The organism is Oleiagrimonas sp. C23AA, assembly GCF_011759385.1.
In the GTDB taxonomy this organism is placed as follows: Bacteria; Pseudomonadota; Gammaproteobacteria; order Xanthomonadales; family Rhodanobacteraceae; genus Oleiagrimonas.
In genome coordinates, this window is sequence record NZ_JAARLY010000002.1 from 202741 (window position 1) to 218836 (window position 16096).

The following is a 16096-nucleotide window of genomic DNA, read 5'->3' on the forward strand; positions in this document are numbered from 1 at the left end:
GCGCCCGCCTCAGCGGTACAGCAGGTTCACCGTGACCAGGGTGACCACCAGCATGAGGATGGTCAGCGGCAGGCCCACGCGGATGAAGTCGCGCGAACGGTAGCCTCCGGGGCCGGCCACCATCATCAGCGCCGGATGGCCAGAGCTGATCAAGAAGGTATTGGACGAGGACACCGCCACGATCAGCGCGTAGGCAGCCGGGTTGCCGCCGGTGGCCACGGCCACGCTGATGGCGATGGGTACCATCATCACGGTGGCGCCGACATTGGACATCACCTGCGAGAACATCAACGTCAGAATGGCGATGGCCGCCTGCAGCATCCACTGCGGGGCACCATCGGAGAAATGCAGCACTTCCTGCGCCAGCCAGGCGGCGGCGCCGGTCGAGTCCATCGACCAGCCCAGCGGGATCAGGCAGGCGGTCACGAAGATGGTCTTCCAGTTCACCGCCTTGTAGGCCTCGTCCATATTCAGCACGCCGGTCAGCAGCATGCCGATGGCGCCGCTCATCATGGCCACGGAAAGGTCCAGATTGGTGAACAGCGCCAGGCACATGGCGCCCAGGAAGAAGCCCAGCGCGTTCCAGATCTTGCCGGGGCGCTGTTCCTCTTTGGGTACGTCTGTGACCACCACCAGGTCGCGATCTTCCTCGGCCAGCGTCAGGTCGCGCCAATGGCTGTGCAGCACCAGCGTGTCACCGGCGCGCACGGTGATGCCGCGCAGATCCTCGCGGAACACCTGGTCGCCGCGATTGACCGCCAGCACCGAGATGCCATAGCGCTTGCGCAGACGAAGGTCGCCGATGCGTTCCTTGATGAAGCGCGAGGAGGGCGGAATCACCGCCTCGGAAATGCCGGCGCGGGTCGGGTTGAACAGGTCGCCCAGCTGCTTCATGCGCGTGGAGACTTTGCACAACTGGTTGTTGGCGAAGGTGGCCACCGCCTCACGCGAGTCGAGCACGCCCAGCACCGTGCCGACCCAGATCATCTGGTCCGAGGGCGGCGCCATGCGCGATTCGTTGCCGTTCTTCATGGCCAGGATCAGCGGCGCGCCGTGCAGCTGCTCGACCTCGCCCACGCTCATGCCCACCAGCGGGCTTTCGGCGGTGACCGTCAGCTCGGCCGGGTCACCGGCGATGCCGTAGGTTTCGGCAAAGTAGCTCTCGGTGCGGCCGGGCACCACCTTCTGGCGCTCCACCTCGTGCGTGGGCAGCAGGCGACGGGCGAAGAAATAAAAGTAGCCGATGCCGACCACAGCCAGTGTCACGCCGACCGGTGTCACGCTGAACAGGCCGAATTTCGGAATCGTGTGCGCACCCGGCGGCAGGTTGCGGTTGGCGCTGGCGATCAGGTCGTTGAGCAGGATCAGCGGCGAGTTGGCGATCAGCGTGGTGTTGGTGCCGGTAAGAATGCAGAACGCCATCGGCAGCAGCAGCTGCGCCAACGGCACGCCGGTGCGTGCCGACAGTCGGCTGGACAGCGGAATCAGCAGCGCCGCCAGCGCCTGACTGGGGATGATCGCACTGAAAATGGAGCTGACCGTGTTGATGATCGGCCCCAGTCTCTTCTCTTCGCCACGCGCCACGCGCATGACGAAACTGGCGGTCTTGCTGAGCGCGCCGGCACGATCCAGCCCCGCGCCCATGATCATGATCGCGATGATCGCAATCACCGCGTTACCGGCAAAGCCCTGGAATACCTGGTCCGACGGAATCAGCCCGGTCAGGCCGATCACCACCACCACCAGCAGCGCCACCATGTCGGCGCGAATCCACTCCAGCACCAGCATGATCATGGTGAACGCCACCAGGGCGAGCACCAGCATCATGTCGGGAGTGAGGGTCAGGCCGGCGGCAGAGGGGTCCATGGGTTAACAGGCGGCGTACGCAGGGGAGGGGCTGCCCGCGGCGGGCAGAAGCAAGTCAGGGCAGGCGCGTTCAGTCGCGCACATACAGCAGATCCCACACGCCATGGCCCAGGCGCAGGCCGCGACGTTCGAAATGGGTCTGGATGCGCCAGTCCGGACGCTCGGCGTAGGCGCCGGGCGCCACCTGGTTATGCCAGCCTGGCGCCGCCTCCATCACCTCTCGCATGTGTTCGGCGTATTCGGCCCAGTCGGTGGCCAGGTGTAGCAGGCCGCCCGGCGCCATGCGCGAGGCCAGCAGCTCGGCCAGCGCCGGCTGCACGATGCGGCGCTTGTGGTGACGCTTCTTCGGCCACGGGTCGGGGAACCAGATGCGCACTTCATCGAGCGCGCCCGGGGCAATCTCATCGCGCAGCACTTCCACCGCGTCATGGCGATACACGCGCACGTTCTGCGCGTGCTGTTCGGCCAGGGCGTTCATCAGCCGGCCAACGCCGGGACGATGCACCTCGATGCCGATATAGTCGCGCTCAGGATCGTGCTCGCAGGCCCAGGCCAAGGCCTCGCCATTGCCGAAACCGATTTCCAGCACGCGCGGCGCTTTGCGCTCGAACACCGTGTCCAGATCACGCGGCGTGCCCCGGTAGTCCAGGCCGAAGCGCTGCCAGTGTGCATCGAAGGCGCGCTGCTGGGCGGGGGTGATGCGACCCTCGCGCAATACGAAGCTGCGCACCGGACGACGGGTCGGTGGCTTGCCGTCTTCGTAGGCCACCGGTGGATCCTCGCGATGCTCAGCCACGGCACAGCTCCGCGCAGGTCGGCTGGCAGCACAGGGCGCGGGCCGGGGCGGCAGGGGCGATAAGGCGGTGGCGGTCCATCCAAACTCCAGCGACAACAGGCAGGCGAGGCAGCGGCCATGCAGGGCGTGCCCGCGCGCCGACCGGCCGCTTGGCACGGCGGCGTCGGCTTCACGATACTGGCGCGGCAGCCCCACGTGTCATCCGCATGGCGCCATTGTAGCGGACCGTTGCGTGATCGGGGCGATGCTTTGGTCCATGGTAAGCCGCCAAAGGGCGGATGATGACCCGTTGACCTGTCACCACCGACGCCGGCGCTTGCCAGCACGAGGCAAACCGGCTTAAATCGGAGCCTTCGCGGGTGTAGTTCAATGGTAGAACGGCAGCTTCCCAAGCTGCATACGTGGGTTCGATTCCCATCACCCGCTCCAGACAAACGAAAAACGGCCGGGTTGGCTGTCGCCCCGGCCGTTTTTGTATGCGTCGCCGGATGGTCGCTAGTGATCGTGCGCCAGCATGGCGCGCACCGAGTTGACCGCAAACTCGACGCTGGGTGCGTGGTTCAGCTGGCCGTTGCCGATTTTTTCCGCCACGCCGCCGATGACCACCTGCGGCCCGGCATGGAGGTGGCAGCCGCAGGAGAGCACGGTTTCGTGCAACTGCGCCAGGGCGCGCACGCCGCCGGTAAAGGCCGGTGAGTTGGCCACCGCTTGCACGCGCTTGCCCTTCAGCGGTGAAGCGCCCATCGGTCGCGAAGCCCAATCCAGGGCATTTTTCAGCACGCCGGGCAGCCCGTGGTTGTATTCAGGCGTGACGATCAGCAGCGCATCGGCTTGATCAATGGCCTGTTTCAGTGTGGCCACGGCGGTGGGGCGTGGCTCCACATCCAGATCCTGGTTGTACAGCGGCAGGTCGACACTGGCGATGTCGACGTGGGCGATGCCTTCGCGCTCGATGGCACGGGCGAGTGTGGTCAGCACACTGGCCGAGTAACTTTGTTCGCGCAGGCTGCCGGCCAGGCCCAGCAGCAGTGGGAGACGGGGCGCATCATTCATGGATGAATCCTGTATCGGGAACAAGGCACGCTACGTGGCCGCCCGACATCTTTCCACTGGATCACAAACGGCGCTCATGCCTTGAGGTGCTGGTCGAGCCTGCCAGGCGCCCGGCACGTGCGATTTCGCTCCGTTCCCGGGCGGTGTGTGCCCAGTGCGTGACGGGACGCGCCGAAGGCAGCCGGGAGACTGGTTCGGAGCATGGCTGGCAGGGTATGACGCAAGGCTTGCGGCGCGCGCATGCCGCGGCCGGAGTAGCGATGGGCAGGGGCGCGCGAAAGTGTGCAAAAAACACTTGTGCGCAGGGGCATCTGGCCTCACCATCGCGGCCGAATTTCATCCTGCCACGGAGCCGGCGCCATGCCCTCCATTATCTTGTTGGGTTGGCGTGAGTGGCTGGCTCTGCCGGACCTGGGCATTCCGGCACTGCGTGCCAAGCTCGATACCGGCGCGCGCAGTTCAAGCCTGCATGTCGAGTCGCTGGAAACGTTTCGCCGCCACGGGGACGACTGGCTGCGCTTTGCTGTACGCAGCTACGGCCGGCGCGGATTGATGCACGGCTGCGAAATGCCAGCCTGCGATCGGCGCCGTGTCACCGATGCCGGTGGCCATAGCAGTGTGCGCTGGTTCATCCGCAGCGCGGTGATACTGGCTGGTGAAAGCTTCGAGATCGAGTTGAATCTGGCTGATCGTCGAAGCATGCGCTTTCCCATGCTGGTGGGCCGCAGTGCGCTGGAAGGGCGCTTTGCGGTTGATCCGGCGCAATCCTATGTCGGCGGCCATGCCGCCCCGTCTGTGCTTCCGCTTTCATGAAACTTGCTGTGCTTTCGCGCAATCCGCGCCTTTACTCCACCCAGCGCCTCATTGAGGCGGCGCGTGAGCGCGGCCACACCGCGCGCGTGCTGGACCCGCTGCGCTGCTACATGAGTGTGTCGCCGGACAACTTTGGCGTGCATTACAAGGGGCGCGCGCTGACCGGTATCGACTGCATCGTGCCGCGCGTGGGTACCGCCACCACCTTCTACGGCACCGCGGTGCTGCGCCAGTTCGAGATGATGGGCGTGTTCGTGCCCAATCCGTCCGATGCCATCCTGCGGGCACGCGACAAGCTGCGCTGCCTGCAGATACTGGCGGCCAAGGGCATCGCCATGCCGCTGACGGTGTTCGGCGACAACCCGGACGATACCGACGACCTGCTGGCCATGCTCGGCGAGCCGCCGCATGTGATCAAGCTCAACGAGGGTATGCAGGGCCAGGGCGTGGTACTGGCCGAGAAGCGCTCGGCGTCGCGCAGCGTCATCCAGGCTTTCTCGGGTCTGGACGCCAACTTTCTGGTGCAGGAATTCATCCGCGAGGCGGAGGGTTCGGACTTGCGCTGCTTCGTGGTCGGCGATCGTGTCGTGGCCGGCATGCAGCGCAGCGCGGCGCCGGGTGAGTTTCGCGCGAATCTGCATCGTGGCGGCCGTGCCGAGGCGGTGCAGCTGACCGAGGCCGAATGTGCCATGGCGGTGACCGCCGCGCAGGCGCTGGGGCTGGAAGTGGCCGGGGTCGATCTGCTGCGTTCGGCGCGCGGCCCGCTGCTGCTGGAGGTCAATGCCTCGCCGGGTCTGGAAGGCATCGAGGCGGCCACGGGTGCGGATCTGGCCGGGGCCATCGTGGCGCATTGCGAAACCCGGGTGACGCCGAGGCCAGCGCGAAAACGGCGCGCAAAGGCCTGAGATCGATACTTCGACCTTGGTCTTAACCTAAGCGTTCGGCGTACTTAACGCGCGCTTAAAACCTGCGCGACTAGCCTCGTAGGCGCTGTGATCCGCTCACCCTCTGCAACAGGTCTGGTGTCCAGCGAATTGCGGTAATCGGGGCAGTATTTTGGCCCAGGTCGATGTCCACTTAAGGTGTGGCAGGTGCCTGGGCCTTTTTGTGTCCGCTTGGGCGACGGGCGGGCCGGTCAGATGAACCGTGGCCACGCCATGCCCTGATGGCACGACCCAACGGCGACAATTGCCGTTAAGCTTGGTGCTTACGGATACATGTCCGACAAACGGATGTTCAAAGGTGCCGCATGCGCGTACTGGTGATTGAAGACAACAACGACATCGCCACCAATATCGGTGACTACCTGGAAGACCGCGGCCACGTGGTCGACTTCGCCGGCGATGGCGTGACCGGCCTGCACCTGGCGGTGGTGCACGATTTCGACGTGGTCGTGCTCGACCTGACGCTGCCGGGAATGGATGGCCTGGAGGTGGCGCGCAAGCTGCGTCACGAGGCGCACAAGCAGACCCCGGTGCTGATGTTGACCGCGCGCGATGCGCTGGAGCAGAAGATCACCGGTTTCGAGTCCGGTGCTGACGACTACATGACCAAGCCGTTTGCGCTGCAGGAACTGGGCGTGCGCCTGGAAGTGCTGGCGCGTCGCGGCAAGGGGCCGCAGAGCCGGGTGCTGAAGGTTGGCGATCTGACCTACAACCTGGATACGTTGACGGTCAGCCGTGGCGGCAAGCAGATCCAGCTCAACCCGATTGGCCTGAAGCTGTTGCAGGCGCTGATGGATGCCAGCCCCTCGGTGGTCACCCGCCAGGATCTGGAACAGAAGGTGTGGGGCGAGGAGCTGCCCGACAGCGATTCGTTGCGTGTGCATATCCACGGACTGCGTGCGGCCATCGACAAGCCGTTCGACAAGCCGCTGATCCATACTCGTCACGGCATCGGTTACCGCATGGTCGATCCTGATGCGCTCCCGACGTAGGCTTCGCTTTCGCGTCACGCTGTCGTTTGCGCTGTTCGGTCTTGCTCTAAGTGTGCTGTTCGCCGTCTCGGCGATGTATGTGCGCTCGAAAGTGGAAAACCAGCTTGTCACCTCGGCACTGCAGAACGATGTCGACCAGGCGGTGGAAAAGGTGCACGCGCACCCGGATCGCCCGGTCAGCTCGGAATTGTTGCAGGCCTGGATGAAGAGCGAGCGCACGCTCTACAAGATGCCGCTGGCCTGGCAGCATCTGAAAAGTGGCGTGCACGACATCCACGAAGTGGGCGATGACGGCAAGGTGCACCACTACAAGCTGGCGGTGCAGCGCAAATACGGCATCATCGGTTTTATCCGCTACGACGTGACCCGGGATGAACTGGGCAAGCGCCAGTTGCTGATCGCACTGATCGGCGCGGTGCTGCTGTTCAGCGCGCTCAGCTGGATGTTTGGCCGCTGGCTTTCCGGGCGCGTGATGCGGCCGGTGACCGACCTGGCGGCACGCCTGCGTGGTTTCCGCAAGCAGGGCAAGGCCGAACCGCTGGCCCCGCACTTTGCCGATGACGAGGTCGGCGAACTGGCCGTGGCGCTGGATGAGTACGCGGCGCGGCTGACCGCGCTGGTCGAGCGTGATCGCGAATTCAATTCCGACGTCAGCCACGAGCTGCGCACGCCGCTGGCGGTGATCGCAAGCACCACCGAGCTGTTGCAGTCTTCGCCCGACCTGACCGACAAGCTGCGCGAACGCCTCAAGCGCATCGAGCGCGCTTCGCGTCAGGCTACTGAAATGATCGAGGCGCTGCTGTTGCTGTCGCGCGCCGAGCGCCGTGGCCCAACCTTCGGCGAAATTACCGATGCGGCCAAGAGCGCGGCCGACGTGGTCGAGAGCCAGCGTCCACAGTTGCGTGGCAAGCCGATCGAGTTCAACGTCAAGGTCATGCACCCGCTGAAAGTGGACGCGCCGGCTTCGGTGCTGGCGGTGGTGCTGACCAACCTGATCGGCAACGCGGTGAAGTACACCCAGGAAGGCGAGGTCACCGTGTGCGTGCTCGATGACCGCATCGTGGTCGAGGACACCGGTCCGGGCATCGATGCCGAGCAGGCCGAGAAGCTGTTCCAGCGCGGCGTGCGAGGCGATGGTGCTGGCGGCAGTGGCGCCGGGCTGGGTCTGGCCATCGTGCGCCGGCTTTGCGATCTGTACGGCTGGGGCATTTCGCTGGCCCCGCGCGAGGACGTGAGGGGCGCCGTGGCGGTGCTGCAGTTTCCGCCGGCACGCTGACGCCTTGCCCGACGTACGCCTGTCATGCTGTGCTGAATGGCCCTGCCGCGCCTTGGCGGGCCAAGTTTCAGAAGCCAGATGAGCGACGCCGTGACGTTTGATTTTCATACCCTTATCGATCGCCGCCAGCATCCGTCGGTGAAGTGGCAGCGGTATCCGGACGATGTCCTCCCGCTGTGGGTGGCGGACATGGATTTTGCCTCGCCGCCGGCGGTGATCGAGGCGCTCAAGGCGCGGTTGGCGCACGGCGTGTTCGGCTATGGCAATCGCTGGTCCGAACTTGAGCACACGCTGGTTGAATGGAGCGGCATGCATTACGGCTGGGCCATCGAGCCCGAGTGGCAATGCTGGCTGCCAGGTGCCGTGCCGGCCCTGCATATCGCCGCACTGGCATTTGCCGAGGCGGGTGAGGGCGTGCTGACGCCGCGGCCGATCTATCCGCCCTTCCTGGCCACACCTGGCCACCTGGGGCGCCAGTTGCAGACCTTCGAGCTGGCTGAGCCGGGTGGTTCAGATGGCCAGTGGCGGCTTGACCTGGAGCGTCTGGAAGCAGCTATCGAGCCCAATACGCGGGTGCTGCTGTGGTGCCATCCGCACAATCCGACCGGGCGCGTGTGGCGTGCGGACGAGCTATGTGGTCTGGCCGAGTTGGTGCAAAAGCACGATCTGGTCGTGGTATCCGACGAGCTGCACTGCGATCTGGTACTCGATCCGCAGCGGCCGCATCAGCCGCTGGGCGCGCTGTGCCCGCAACTGGCCGAGCGTCTGATCACGCTTTGGGCGCCGTCCAAGACCTTCAACGTGGCCGGGCTGTCCACGGCATGCGCGGTGATTGAAGATCGCACGCTGCGTCAGCGCTTTCTGGCCAAGGTCGAAGGCCTGTTGCCGCACGTCAACGTGCTGGGCATCGCCGCCGCGCAGGCAGCCTATGCCCACGGTGAACCATGGCGGCAGGCCCTTTTGCAGGTGCTACGCGACAATCTTGCCTTGCTCGAACAGCACGTGGCGCATTGGCCGGGCGTGCATCTGGTTTCACCACAGGCCACCTATCTGGCGTGGCTGGATTTTCGCCAAAGTGCGCTGGCCGGTGATCCCTACCGCCGGCTGTTGAAACAAGCTCGCGTGGCCTTGTCGCCGGGGCCCGATTACGGTCGCGAAGGTTTCGCCCGCCTCAACTTCGGCACGCCGACCGCGGCACTGGCCGAAGCTTTGCAGCGCATGGATGGGGTATTGGGTGAGTAAGACGGGTCTGGACTAGCCCGTGTCAGGCGTCCGCATCCATCGTGCGCTCGTTCTTTCCGGGGTGTGCTGCTGGCGCATCGGCGACAATCAGGCGGTTGCGACCGCCCCATTTGGCCCGATACAGCGCGGTATCGGCGTCGTTGCATAGCTGGTTCATGTCATACCCGCTTTGATCGGTGCAGGCCAGACCGAAACTAGCCGAAATGCTCACTTCCGCATGGTCCTCGAAAGCGCGCACCGGCGTATCGGCCAGCGCCAGGCGGATACGGTTGGCGATATCCACACCCTGCTCGCAGGTGCAGCCCGGCAACAGCATGCCGAATTCCTCACCACCCAGACGGCCAAACAGGTCTTCGCCACGCAACATCTGCCGACACAGCGCCGTGGCCTGGCGCAGCACTTCATCACCAGTGGCATGTCCATGGCGATCGTTGACCTGTTTGAAGTGATCCAGGTCCATCAGCACCAAGCTGGCATGGCTGCCTGAGCGCTTGAGCCGGTTCAAGACGCGCTCGCATTCGGCCATGAAGTGCTGATGATTCATCAGTCCGGTCAGGCCATCGTGCCGCGCCAGATGGCGGAAGCGGCGCTGCGAGTGATGGACCCGAAATAGCCACAGGCAAAGAAAACCCACCACGACAGAAAGTAATATGAATTGCAGTCGACGAGTTTCAGTTTTTTTGTGATTGAGCTGCTGCTGAAGAGTGAGTAATTGATTTTTTTTGGCGAGCGATTTAAGTCGCATCTGATTTTGAAGAACATCCAGCTTGACGCGCTGATAAGCTATGAGTGTGTTCTTGATATCAGTCTTATACTTGTCGTTCTGTCTATTGTATTTCTCTAGATAAGCGAGTGCTGAAGGTGTGTCGCCGGTTGCTTTGGACAACTTATAAAAGAGCCAAAAAACATAGCGCATTGAGCTGCTGTCATTTGCCGCTATTGCGGATTTCATGGCGTATTTGACGTAGCGTTTGGAGCTTGAATAGTCTTTCTTCAAAAATAGAGCGTACGCAATAATATAATCGCGCCATATGTTTTGCACCTTATAGCCTCCTTTCATGATGGCGGCCTTCGCGTCCGTCATCAATTTAATGGCGCGATCTGGTTGTCCTGTGCCATTATAAAGGCTGGCCTTTTGAATTAGCGCGTTATTCGCAAGGACATTGATTCCGCTTTTCTTGCACTGGGTAATTGTCTTTTGGAAAAGATCGCTGTCGGGGCTGAGGCTTTTCAAGCGTTGCTGGGCGAGAATTTTGTTGAAAAAAATATGGCAGTGGGATGCGTTGGCCGGAAGTTCTTTCTCCCACAGGTCAATGTATTTCAGCGCAAGCTTGGGTTCGGACGCATCAATCAAGATTTGGGAAAGTGTTTCCAGAACATGGAATCGGACCTTGTCTTGAGTAATCTGCGGAAGCCGCCTGATACTTTCCTGTGCGATATTGAAAGCTTCGTAGAATTTGCCTTGCGAGGCCAACGATCTTGTCAAGGTTGCAGCTGCATCTTCGCGGATGTTAATGTCATGCGCGTCGCGCATAACGCCGCGAAGCTCAGGGACTGCGATCGCATAGTTTGTGTCGAAGGATGCGAGTTTACCTTCGTAGAGTCGAAGCAGGAGCTTCTGTTTATTGTCTAGCTGATCTTGATGCTCCTGGATTTTCTTTATTGCACTCCTGAACTCATGTGTCCCTGTCACGAGATGGGAAATCTCATTGAGCGAGGTAGTAGCACTAAAGCTGTTGGGCGGCGATGAGGCACAGGCCAAGAGACTGTATCCAGCGCACGCCAAGGTACAGAGAATCTTGGTGATAAGTCGGATCACTTTAGGAGCACCTTCATTATGGAAGGTTCTTGATATTAAGTTTTATTCTTTTCACCGTCCTCGTCATCTTCCCAGTCGCCGTGCGTATTGGGGCAGCCAACATTGGAATCTGTGGTGATCGGAGGCGGGTCGCCATCTTTGTTGATCTGGGCCATCAGCAAGGCCCGGTCACCTTGGGCCATGGCGTGCTTCACGCCTTTTTCGAGAGGCAGTTGCCCCAATAAGGCTTCAAGGGCGCCTTTCTTCGCTCCTCGGCACAGCGATGCGTCGCTACCAATCGTTTCCAAGGCGGCAATCAATTCACGCATGTTGGTTTTCCTGTGGTTTTTCGTTGGTTGTGCATAGTTCCTGCTGCCAAGCCGCATCCAGGGCTTTAAGGCGAGCGCGTGCGACACGATTAGGCGTGTATTGTCTGGCCGGCGGGATGACCACGGTCTCATCCGGGCGTACATCGACTTTGCTTAGATCTCGCAGCGCGATACGTCGGATGGTGGGTTGCTCGATAGGCAGGGTGGCACCGCGGTAAATGATGATTTCATGCTGCGGCGGGTACTCAGCGGCCAACACATCGACGAGGACCTGCCTATACTCCGGTCCGGTGGTAAAGCGCTTGGAACTGATGTCGCCGACGAGGCCCGCCTGCCACAGCACCAGATAGGCTGCGGAATTGATGGGGACGTTGCAGAACACCATTTGGCTAGCCTCGTAGTGCTGGCAGCCATTGGCCGGATCGAAGCCGACGTCGGCGTAAAGGCAGTCTTCCGAGGATATACCCGGTTCCATGACTGCCTCGTAGCCTTCCTCACGCGCCCGTCGAATCACTTCATGGGGTGTCCAAGCGAATATGCCCGGATGGCCATAGAACACAGCGCACACGCTGCGGCCCGCACGAACCTCATCCATCATGAGGTCGGCCCATTCGCGATAGGTCTGCATGCGCGGCTTGTCGGTGCCATTGCCGTAATAGGGCTGCAGGCTGCGAACATTCGCATTCATCTGTTCCAGCCAAGCCTCGACCAGGGGATCGGACAGGGCAGCGAAGACCACGTCCGCCTGCTCGATGTGGCTGCGCGCCAGCGGGGTGAGGTGCGATCCCAGTGTCATGCCCATGCCGACACAGGCAATGCGGCCGCGGGGGGCGGTGTATTGGTTGGGCGATAGCGTGCTCATGGCCGCATGATAGGCCAGCTTTGAGCAAACTTCATCGCTGATTCAGCTTGTTGCCAACGTGAATGAAAAAGGGCGCCGCGTGGCGCCCTTTCCCGCGGCTTTAGCCGGTGTCTCAGAGCGACTCCAGCCAGCCCCATCGGTCTTCCGTGGTGCCATCGAACAAGCCGAAGAACAGCTCCTGAAGGCGCTTGGTGACCGGGCCAGGCTTGCCTTCGCCGACCGGCTTGCCATCGACCGAGCGCAGCGGGGTGATCTCGGCGGCGGTGCCGCACATCAGTACTTCGTCGGCCAGGTACAGATATTCACGCGGCAGGTCGCGCTCGATCACTTCGATGCCGTTGTCGCGGGCCAGGGTGATCAGGCTGTGACGGGTCAGGCCGGCCAGGATCGAGGCGCTGGCCGGGCTGGTGTGCAGCTGACCGTCGAACACCAGGAACAGGTTTTCGCCGGCACCCTCGCTGAGCAGGCCGGTGTTGGCCAGGGCGATGCCCTCGCCAAAGCCCAGGCGGCGAGCTTCGCGTGCAATCAGCTGACCGGACAGGTAGTTGCCGCCGGCTTTGGCGCCGGCCGGGATGGTGTTGGGCGCAAAGCGCTGCCAGCTGGAGACGCAGGCATCAATGCCCGAGGCCAGGGCTTCCTCACCCAGGTACGGCCCCATCGGCCACACCGCCACGGCGACGTCGGTCGGGCACTCGGCAGCCAGACCGAAACCGCCCAGGCCACGGAAAGCGACCGGACGCAGATAGGCCTGCACCAGGTCGTTCTTCTTCACCGTTTCGCGGCAGGCGTCGGTCAGTTCGTCCAGCGTGTACGGAATCTCGATGTCGTACACCTTGGCCGACATGTACAGGCGCTTCAGGTGATCGGTCAGGCGGAAGATGGCGCCGCCGTTGGGCGTCTTGTAGCTGCGGATGCCCTCGAATACCGAGGAGCCGTAATGCAGCGCATGCGCCATCACGTGCACGGTGGCTTCGTTCCAGGGTTTGATCTGGCCGTTCTGCCAGATCCATTCGGGGTAGCTCATCGCCATCGGCGCGCTCCTAGAAAAGTCGTCGGACACAAGCGGCCTATTCTACGCGGGCGTGGCGGCCCGCGGCGATGTGCAGTGCACGATGCGCGGCGAATTACGGTTGCAGCCAGACACAGCCGGCGCGGTGGGCCAGAGCGTAGCGGCGCACGTCAGGGCGGTCCGCGCGCCCGCCCAGGTGCAGATCCAGCGCGTCGACAGACGGTGGCGAAGGCGCCGTCGGTGCGGAGCGGTATTCATGCGTGGGCGCCAGCGGCGGCAGGCCGGCAAAGGCGGGATCGTCACGCTCGGATGGCCCGGAGATGTCGTCGCCGAAACCGAGCAGGGGCTGTTTGACCAGCTCGCGCAGTTGCTCGGCTTCACCGATGGCCGAACGGCGCCCGTAACTGGTCCACAGCATCAGCCCGGCCAGGGCGTTGGCATCGTGATGGGCAAAGGCCTGGTCGATGCGCTGCTTCAGGCTGGGCAGGTCCGCCGGGCACGTGGCATGGGGCGGGGCATGATCGGGCATGGCCGCATCGCCGCGGCCGGACCCTACCGGTGTGGCCGACAGGTTGGCGCAGGGCTGGTCGGTAAATACCGGCGTGCCGTCGGCGGCGACGCAGCGATGAATGGCCGTCTGCGCCGCCACGGGCGCACCCGGCAAAAGCAGCATGAGAATAAGCCAGCGACGCATCGGCACAGGCTAACCGGCCTGGCATGGCGGCCAAGTGAACGCGCGTTCAGGCCTGGATATGATCGAGCACTGCCAGTGTCGCCTTGGCCCGGTTGAGCGTGTAGATGTGCAGCCCCGGCGCGCCGCCCTCGAGCAGACGCCGGCACAGCTGGCCGACCACTTCGGCGCCCAGCTGACGCACGCTCTCGGCATCGTCACCATAGGCCTGCATGCGTTTGGCGATCCAGCGGGGGATCTCGGCGCCGCACATCTCCGAGAAGCGGCGCAACTGGGTGAAATTGGTGATCGGCATGATGCCCGGCACGATCGGCACATCCACGCCCAATGCCCGCACATCGTCGACGAAGCGGAAGTAGGCATCGGCGTTGAAGAAATACTGCGTGATGGCGGCATCGGCGCCAGCGTCGATCTTGGCCTTGAAATGCTTCAGATCGGCCAGGTGATCGTCGGCCTGCGGATGGGTTTCTGGGTAGCAGCCCACCTCGATGTGGAAGTGGTCGCCGGCGTGGTCGCGGATGAAGGCGACCAGCTCGGCGGCGTAGCGGAAGTCGCCAGGCCGGGCCATGCCTGAGGGCAGGTCACCGCGCAACGCGACCACGCGGTGGCAGCCGATGGCGCGGTAGTCGTCGAGCAGCGCGGCAATTTCCTCGCGCGTGCCGCCCATGCAGGAAAGATGCGGCGCCGCATCCAGGCCCGCGGCCATCAGCGCCTTTACCGTTTCCGGTGTGTAGCTGAGCGTGGAGCCACCGGCGCCAAAGGTGACGCTGGCGTACTCGGGCTTGCGCGGAATCAGGCGCGACAGCGCACGCTCGAACTGGCCGCGCTGATCGTCGGTCTTGGGCGGAAAAAATTCCAGGGAAATGGCGGCCATGGTGTCGGGTCCGAAAGTATTTATCTTTCCATCAAGATGAAAAGAATAATGGACCATCGACCGATATCCGCGCAAGCCCGTCACAGCACCAGGGCGGCCGCGTCGCGCGCTGGCGCCCTGGTGCCGACGAAATCTCAGTCCTGATCGGGCTGCATGGCCGTATAGCCGTCCGGTACCTTGGTGCTCAGATAACCGGCGGGAATGGCCGTATCCAGTCGCACCCGAAGGTGCTGGGTCAGCCCGTGGCCTTGCACATCGATGGCGCGGGGCATCTGCTGGGCATCGGCCCACACCGTCATGGCCATCCCGTGCTGCTGGGCCTTCCAGCCATGGGTGATGACGCCATCGATGACACGCGGCTTGTCCAGTTCGGTCACCGGGCCATCGAATTGCGCCAGCGCCTTCAGCCAGTGCATGGGGTCGGCCTGTTTGGCGGCATCCTGACCGCCGGCCGGCAGCGTCACCTGCATGGCCATGTGCGGCCCGTGCAGCAGGGTCAGCAGTTGGTGCTGGCGTGGATCGACAATGACGCTGGTGGCATCGCTGATATCGGTGCGGGTGCGGCCATTGCGTTCGGCCCACACGTTGATGGTTGGCATGTTCATGCCACCGCTTTGCTGGGTGACCGTCAGGTGCACGGTGGTGAAGTCACGCAGCTGTTGCTGGATGGCGGCAAAGGCATTCTGGCCGCCACCGGGCAAGGTCGGCAGGACCAGCAGGGCGATGGCGAGCACGGCGGCACTGGCGGCGCCGATCCAGCCGGCGCGACGCAGGCGCGGGGCACGGGTGCGGCGCAGCCGATCTTCCAGGGCGCGCTGAGCGTCTTCGGCGCGACGGGTGTCGGGGGTGGCGTCACGCAGGCTGCGCACGTGCGCATCGAGAGTCGGTGACAGCGAGTCGATGGAAAAATCAGTGGTCATGGCGGTTCTCCGGGGCGAGGGCGGCTTCCAGCGCGTGTCGGGCGCGGTGCAGGGTGACGCTGACGTGATTGCGACTCATGCCGGTGGCGCGGGCGATGGCGTCGATCTCCAGCCCTTGCACGCAACGCAGCGTGAAGCATTCGGCTTCGGCCGGTTTCAGCCGTGCCAGCGCCTGGCGCAGACGTTGCGCGCGTTCGCCCTGTTCGGTGTGGGCGTCCGGCTCCGGTTCGGCGCTGTCCAGACGGTGTTGCGCCCAGTGCGGCAGCAGGCGCTGGCGGCGTTGCTGGCGGCGCAGCCGATCAATCGCGGCACGGGTGGCGGCGGTCGCCAGCCAGGCCGGCCACGAGCTCACCTGGTGTGGTGGGGACTGCAGCAGCTTTACGAATACATCCTGCTGCACGTCTTCGGCGCTGGCATGACGACCCAACACGCGATAGGCGGCCAGATAAACATGGCGCCCGTACTGGCGGGCGAGCGAGGCGACCTCGGCGTGGCTGGGCGGCGACATGGCGGCCTCGTTCGGTGGTGAGGCGGTGATGGACACGGGCGATTCCTCGGCTGCAATTCACCCATAAAGACGTGCCACGCGCGCTGATCTTACAAAGCCGCGCCGCGGCGTGCGCATAATGGG

The 16096-nt window shown here is 63.5% G+C and carries 16 protein-coding genes and 1 tRNA gene; 6 read left to right on the forward strand and 11 right to left on the reverse strand.

Annotated features, from left to right (window positions below; translation table 11 throughout):
• Nucleotides 1-9 precede the first annotated feature (9 nt).
• Nucleotides 10-1827 carry an SLC13 family permease gene (locus HBF24_RS03965; RefSeq protein WP_167170048.1) on the reverse strand — a complete coding sequence of 606 codons (1818 nt, stop codon included), beginning with the start codon at nt 1825-1827 and terminating at the stop codon, nt 10-12.
• A 109-nt stretch (nt 1828-1936) separates the two neighbouring features.
• Complete coding sequence (trmB, locus tag HBF24_RS03970) at nt 1937-2662, reverse strand: tRNA (guanosine(46)-N7)-methyltransferase TrmB (RefSeq protein ID WP_167169299.1); 726 nt, start codon at nt 2660-2662, stop codon at nt 1937-1939.
• Nucleotides 2663-3017: 355 nt separating this feature from the next.
• Between trmB and HBF24_RS03975 the strand changes: the two genes are divergently transcribed.
• Nucleotides 3018-3091 (forward strand) — tRNA-Gly (locus HBF24_RS03975).
• Nucleotides 3092-3157: 66 nt separating this feature from the next.
• Here the strand turns inward: HBF24_RS03975 and HBF24_RS03980 are convergent.
• A complete protein-coding gene (locus HBF24_RS03980) occupies nt 3158-3715 on the reverse strand; it encodes an NADPH-dependent FMN reductase (protein ID WP_167169302.1) in 558 nt (185 codons plus the stop codon).
• A gap of 360 nt (nt 3716-4075) precedes the next feature.
• On the opposite strand from HBF24_RS03980, the gene HBF24_RS03985 reads away from it, so the two are divergent.
• The 5 genes from HBF24_RS03985 to HBF24_RS04005 all read left to right on the forward strand — a co-directional run bounded on the left by HBF24_RS03985 (nt 4076) and on the right by HBF24_RS04005 (nt 8982).
• Nucleotides 4076-4528 carry a RimK/LysX family protein gene (locus HBF24_RS03985; protein WP_167169305.1) on the forward strand — a complete coding sequence of 151 codons (453 nt, stop codon included), beginning with the start codon at nt 4076-4078 and terminating at the stop codon, nt 4526-4528.
• A complete protein-coding gene (gene rimK / locus HBF24_RS03990) occupies nt 4525-5433 on the forward strand; it encodes a 30S ribosomal protein S6--L-glutamate ligase (protein ID WP_167169308.1) in 909 nt (302 codons plus the stop codon). The genes HBF24_RS03985 and rimK overlap by 4 nt, the downstream gene beginning before the upstream one ends.
• Before the next feature lie 344 nt (nt 5434-5777).
• Nucleotides 5778-6464, forward strand: coding sequence for a response regulator transcription factor (locus HBF24_RS03995; protein WP_167169311.1), 687 nt, complete (start codon nt 5778-5780; stop codon nt 6462-6464).
• Nucleotides 6448-7740, forward strand: a complete 1293-nt coding sequence (locus HBF24_RS04000; RefSeq protein WP_167169314.1) for a HAMP domain-containing sensor histidine kinase — start codon at nt 6448-6450, stop codon at nt 7738-7740. Before HBF24_RS03995 ends, HBF24_RS04000 begins: the two co-directional genes overlap by 17 nt.
• A 78-nt stretch (nt 7741-7818) precedes the next feature.
• The gene (locus HBF24_RS04005) at nt 7819-8982 is read left to right on the forward strand and encodes a PatB family C-S lyase (RefSeq protein WP_206064175.1); all 1164 of its coding nucleotides are present in this window, start codon (nt 7819-7821) and stop codon (nt 8980-8982) included.
• A 22-nt stretch (nt 8983-9004) separates the two neighbouring features.
• Here HBF24_RS04005 and HBF24_RS17455 read toward each other — a convergent pair whose 3' ends face one another.
• The 8 genes from HBF24_RS17455 to HBF24_RS04045 form a co-directional block, all read right to left on the reverse strand.
• Complete coding sequence (locus HBF24_RS17455; protein WP_167169317.1) at nt 9005-10801, reverse strand: GGDEF domain-containing protein; 1797 nt, start codon at nt 10799-10801, stop codon at nt 9005-9007.
• Between the two features lie 35 nt (nt 10802-10836).
• Nucleotides 10837-11109: a hypothetical protein gene (locus HBF24_RS04015; protein ID WP_167169320.1), complete on the reverse strand. Its 273-nt coding sequence runs from the start codon at nt 11107-11109 to the stop codon at nt 10837-10839.
• Nucleotides 11102-11971 (reverse strand): SAM-dependent methyltransferase, encoded by an 870-nt coding sequence (locus HBF24_RS04020; protein ID WP_167169322.1) that lies wholly within the window; start codon nt 11969-11971, stop codon nt 11102-11104. Before HBF24_RS04020 ends, HBF24_RS04015 begins: the two co-directional genes overlap by 8 nt.
• A gap of 112 nt (nt 11972-12083) precedes the next feature.
• Entirely contained in the window at nt 12084-13001 is a 918-nt protein-coding gene (locus HBF24_RS04025) for a branched-chain amino acid transaminase (RefSeq protein WP_167169325.1), read from the reverse strand.
• Between the two features lie 94 nt (nt 13002-13095).
• Nucleotides 13096-13674, reverse strand: coding sequence for a DUF4124 domain-containing protein (locus HBF24_RS04030; protein ID WP_167169328.1), 579 nt, complete (start codon nt 13672-13674; stop codon nt 13096-13098).
• Between the two features lie 46 nt (nt 13675-13720).
• Nucleotides 13721-14545, reverse strand: coding sequence for a methylenetetrahydrofolate reductase [NAD(P)H] (gene metF, locus HBF24_RS04035; RefSeq protein ID WP_167169331.1), 825 nt, complete (start codon nt 14543-14545; stop codon nt 13721-13723).
• A 134-nt stretch (nt 14546-14679) separates the two neighbouring features.
• On the reverse strand, nt 14680-15465 hold the full coding sequence (locus HBF24_RS04040) for a hypothetical protein (protein ID WP_167169334.1): 786 nt from the start codon (nt 15463-15465) through the stop codon (nt 14680-14682).
• The gene (locus HBF24_RS04045) at nt 15455-16009 is read right to left on the reverse strand and encodes an RNA polymerase sigma factor (protein ID WP_167169337.1); all 555 of its coding nucleotides are present in this window, start codon (nt 16007-16009) and stop codon (nt 15455-15457) included. The genes HBF24_RS04040 and HBF24_RS04045 overlap by 11 nt, the downstream gene beginning before the upstream one ends.
• Nucleotides 16010-16096 lie beyond the last annotated feature (87 nt).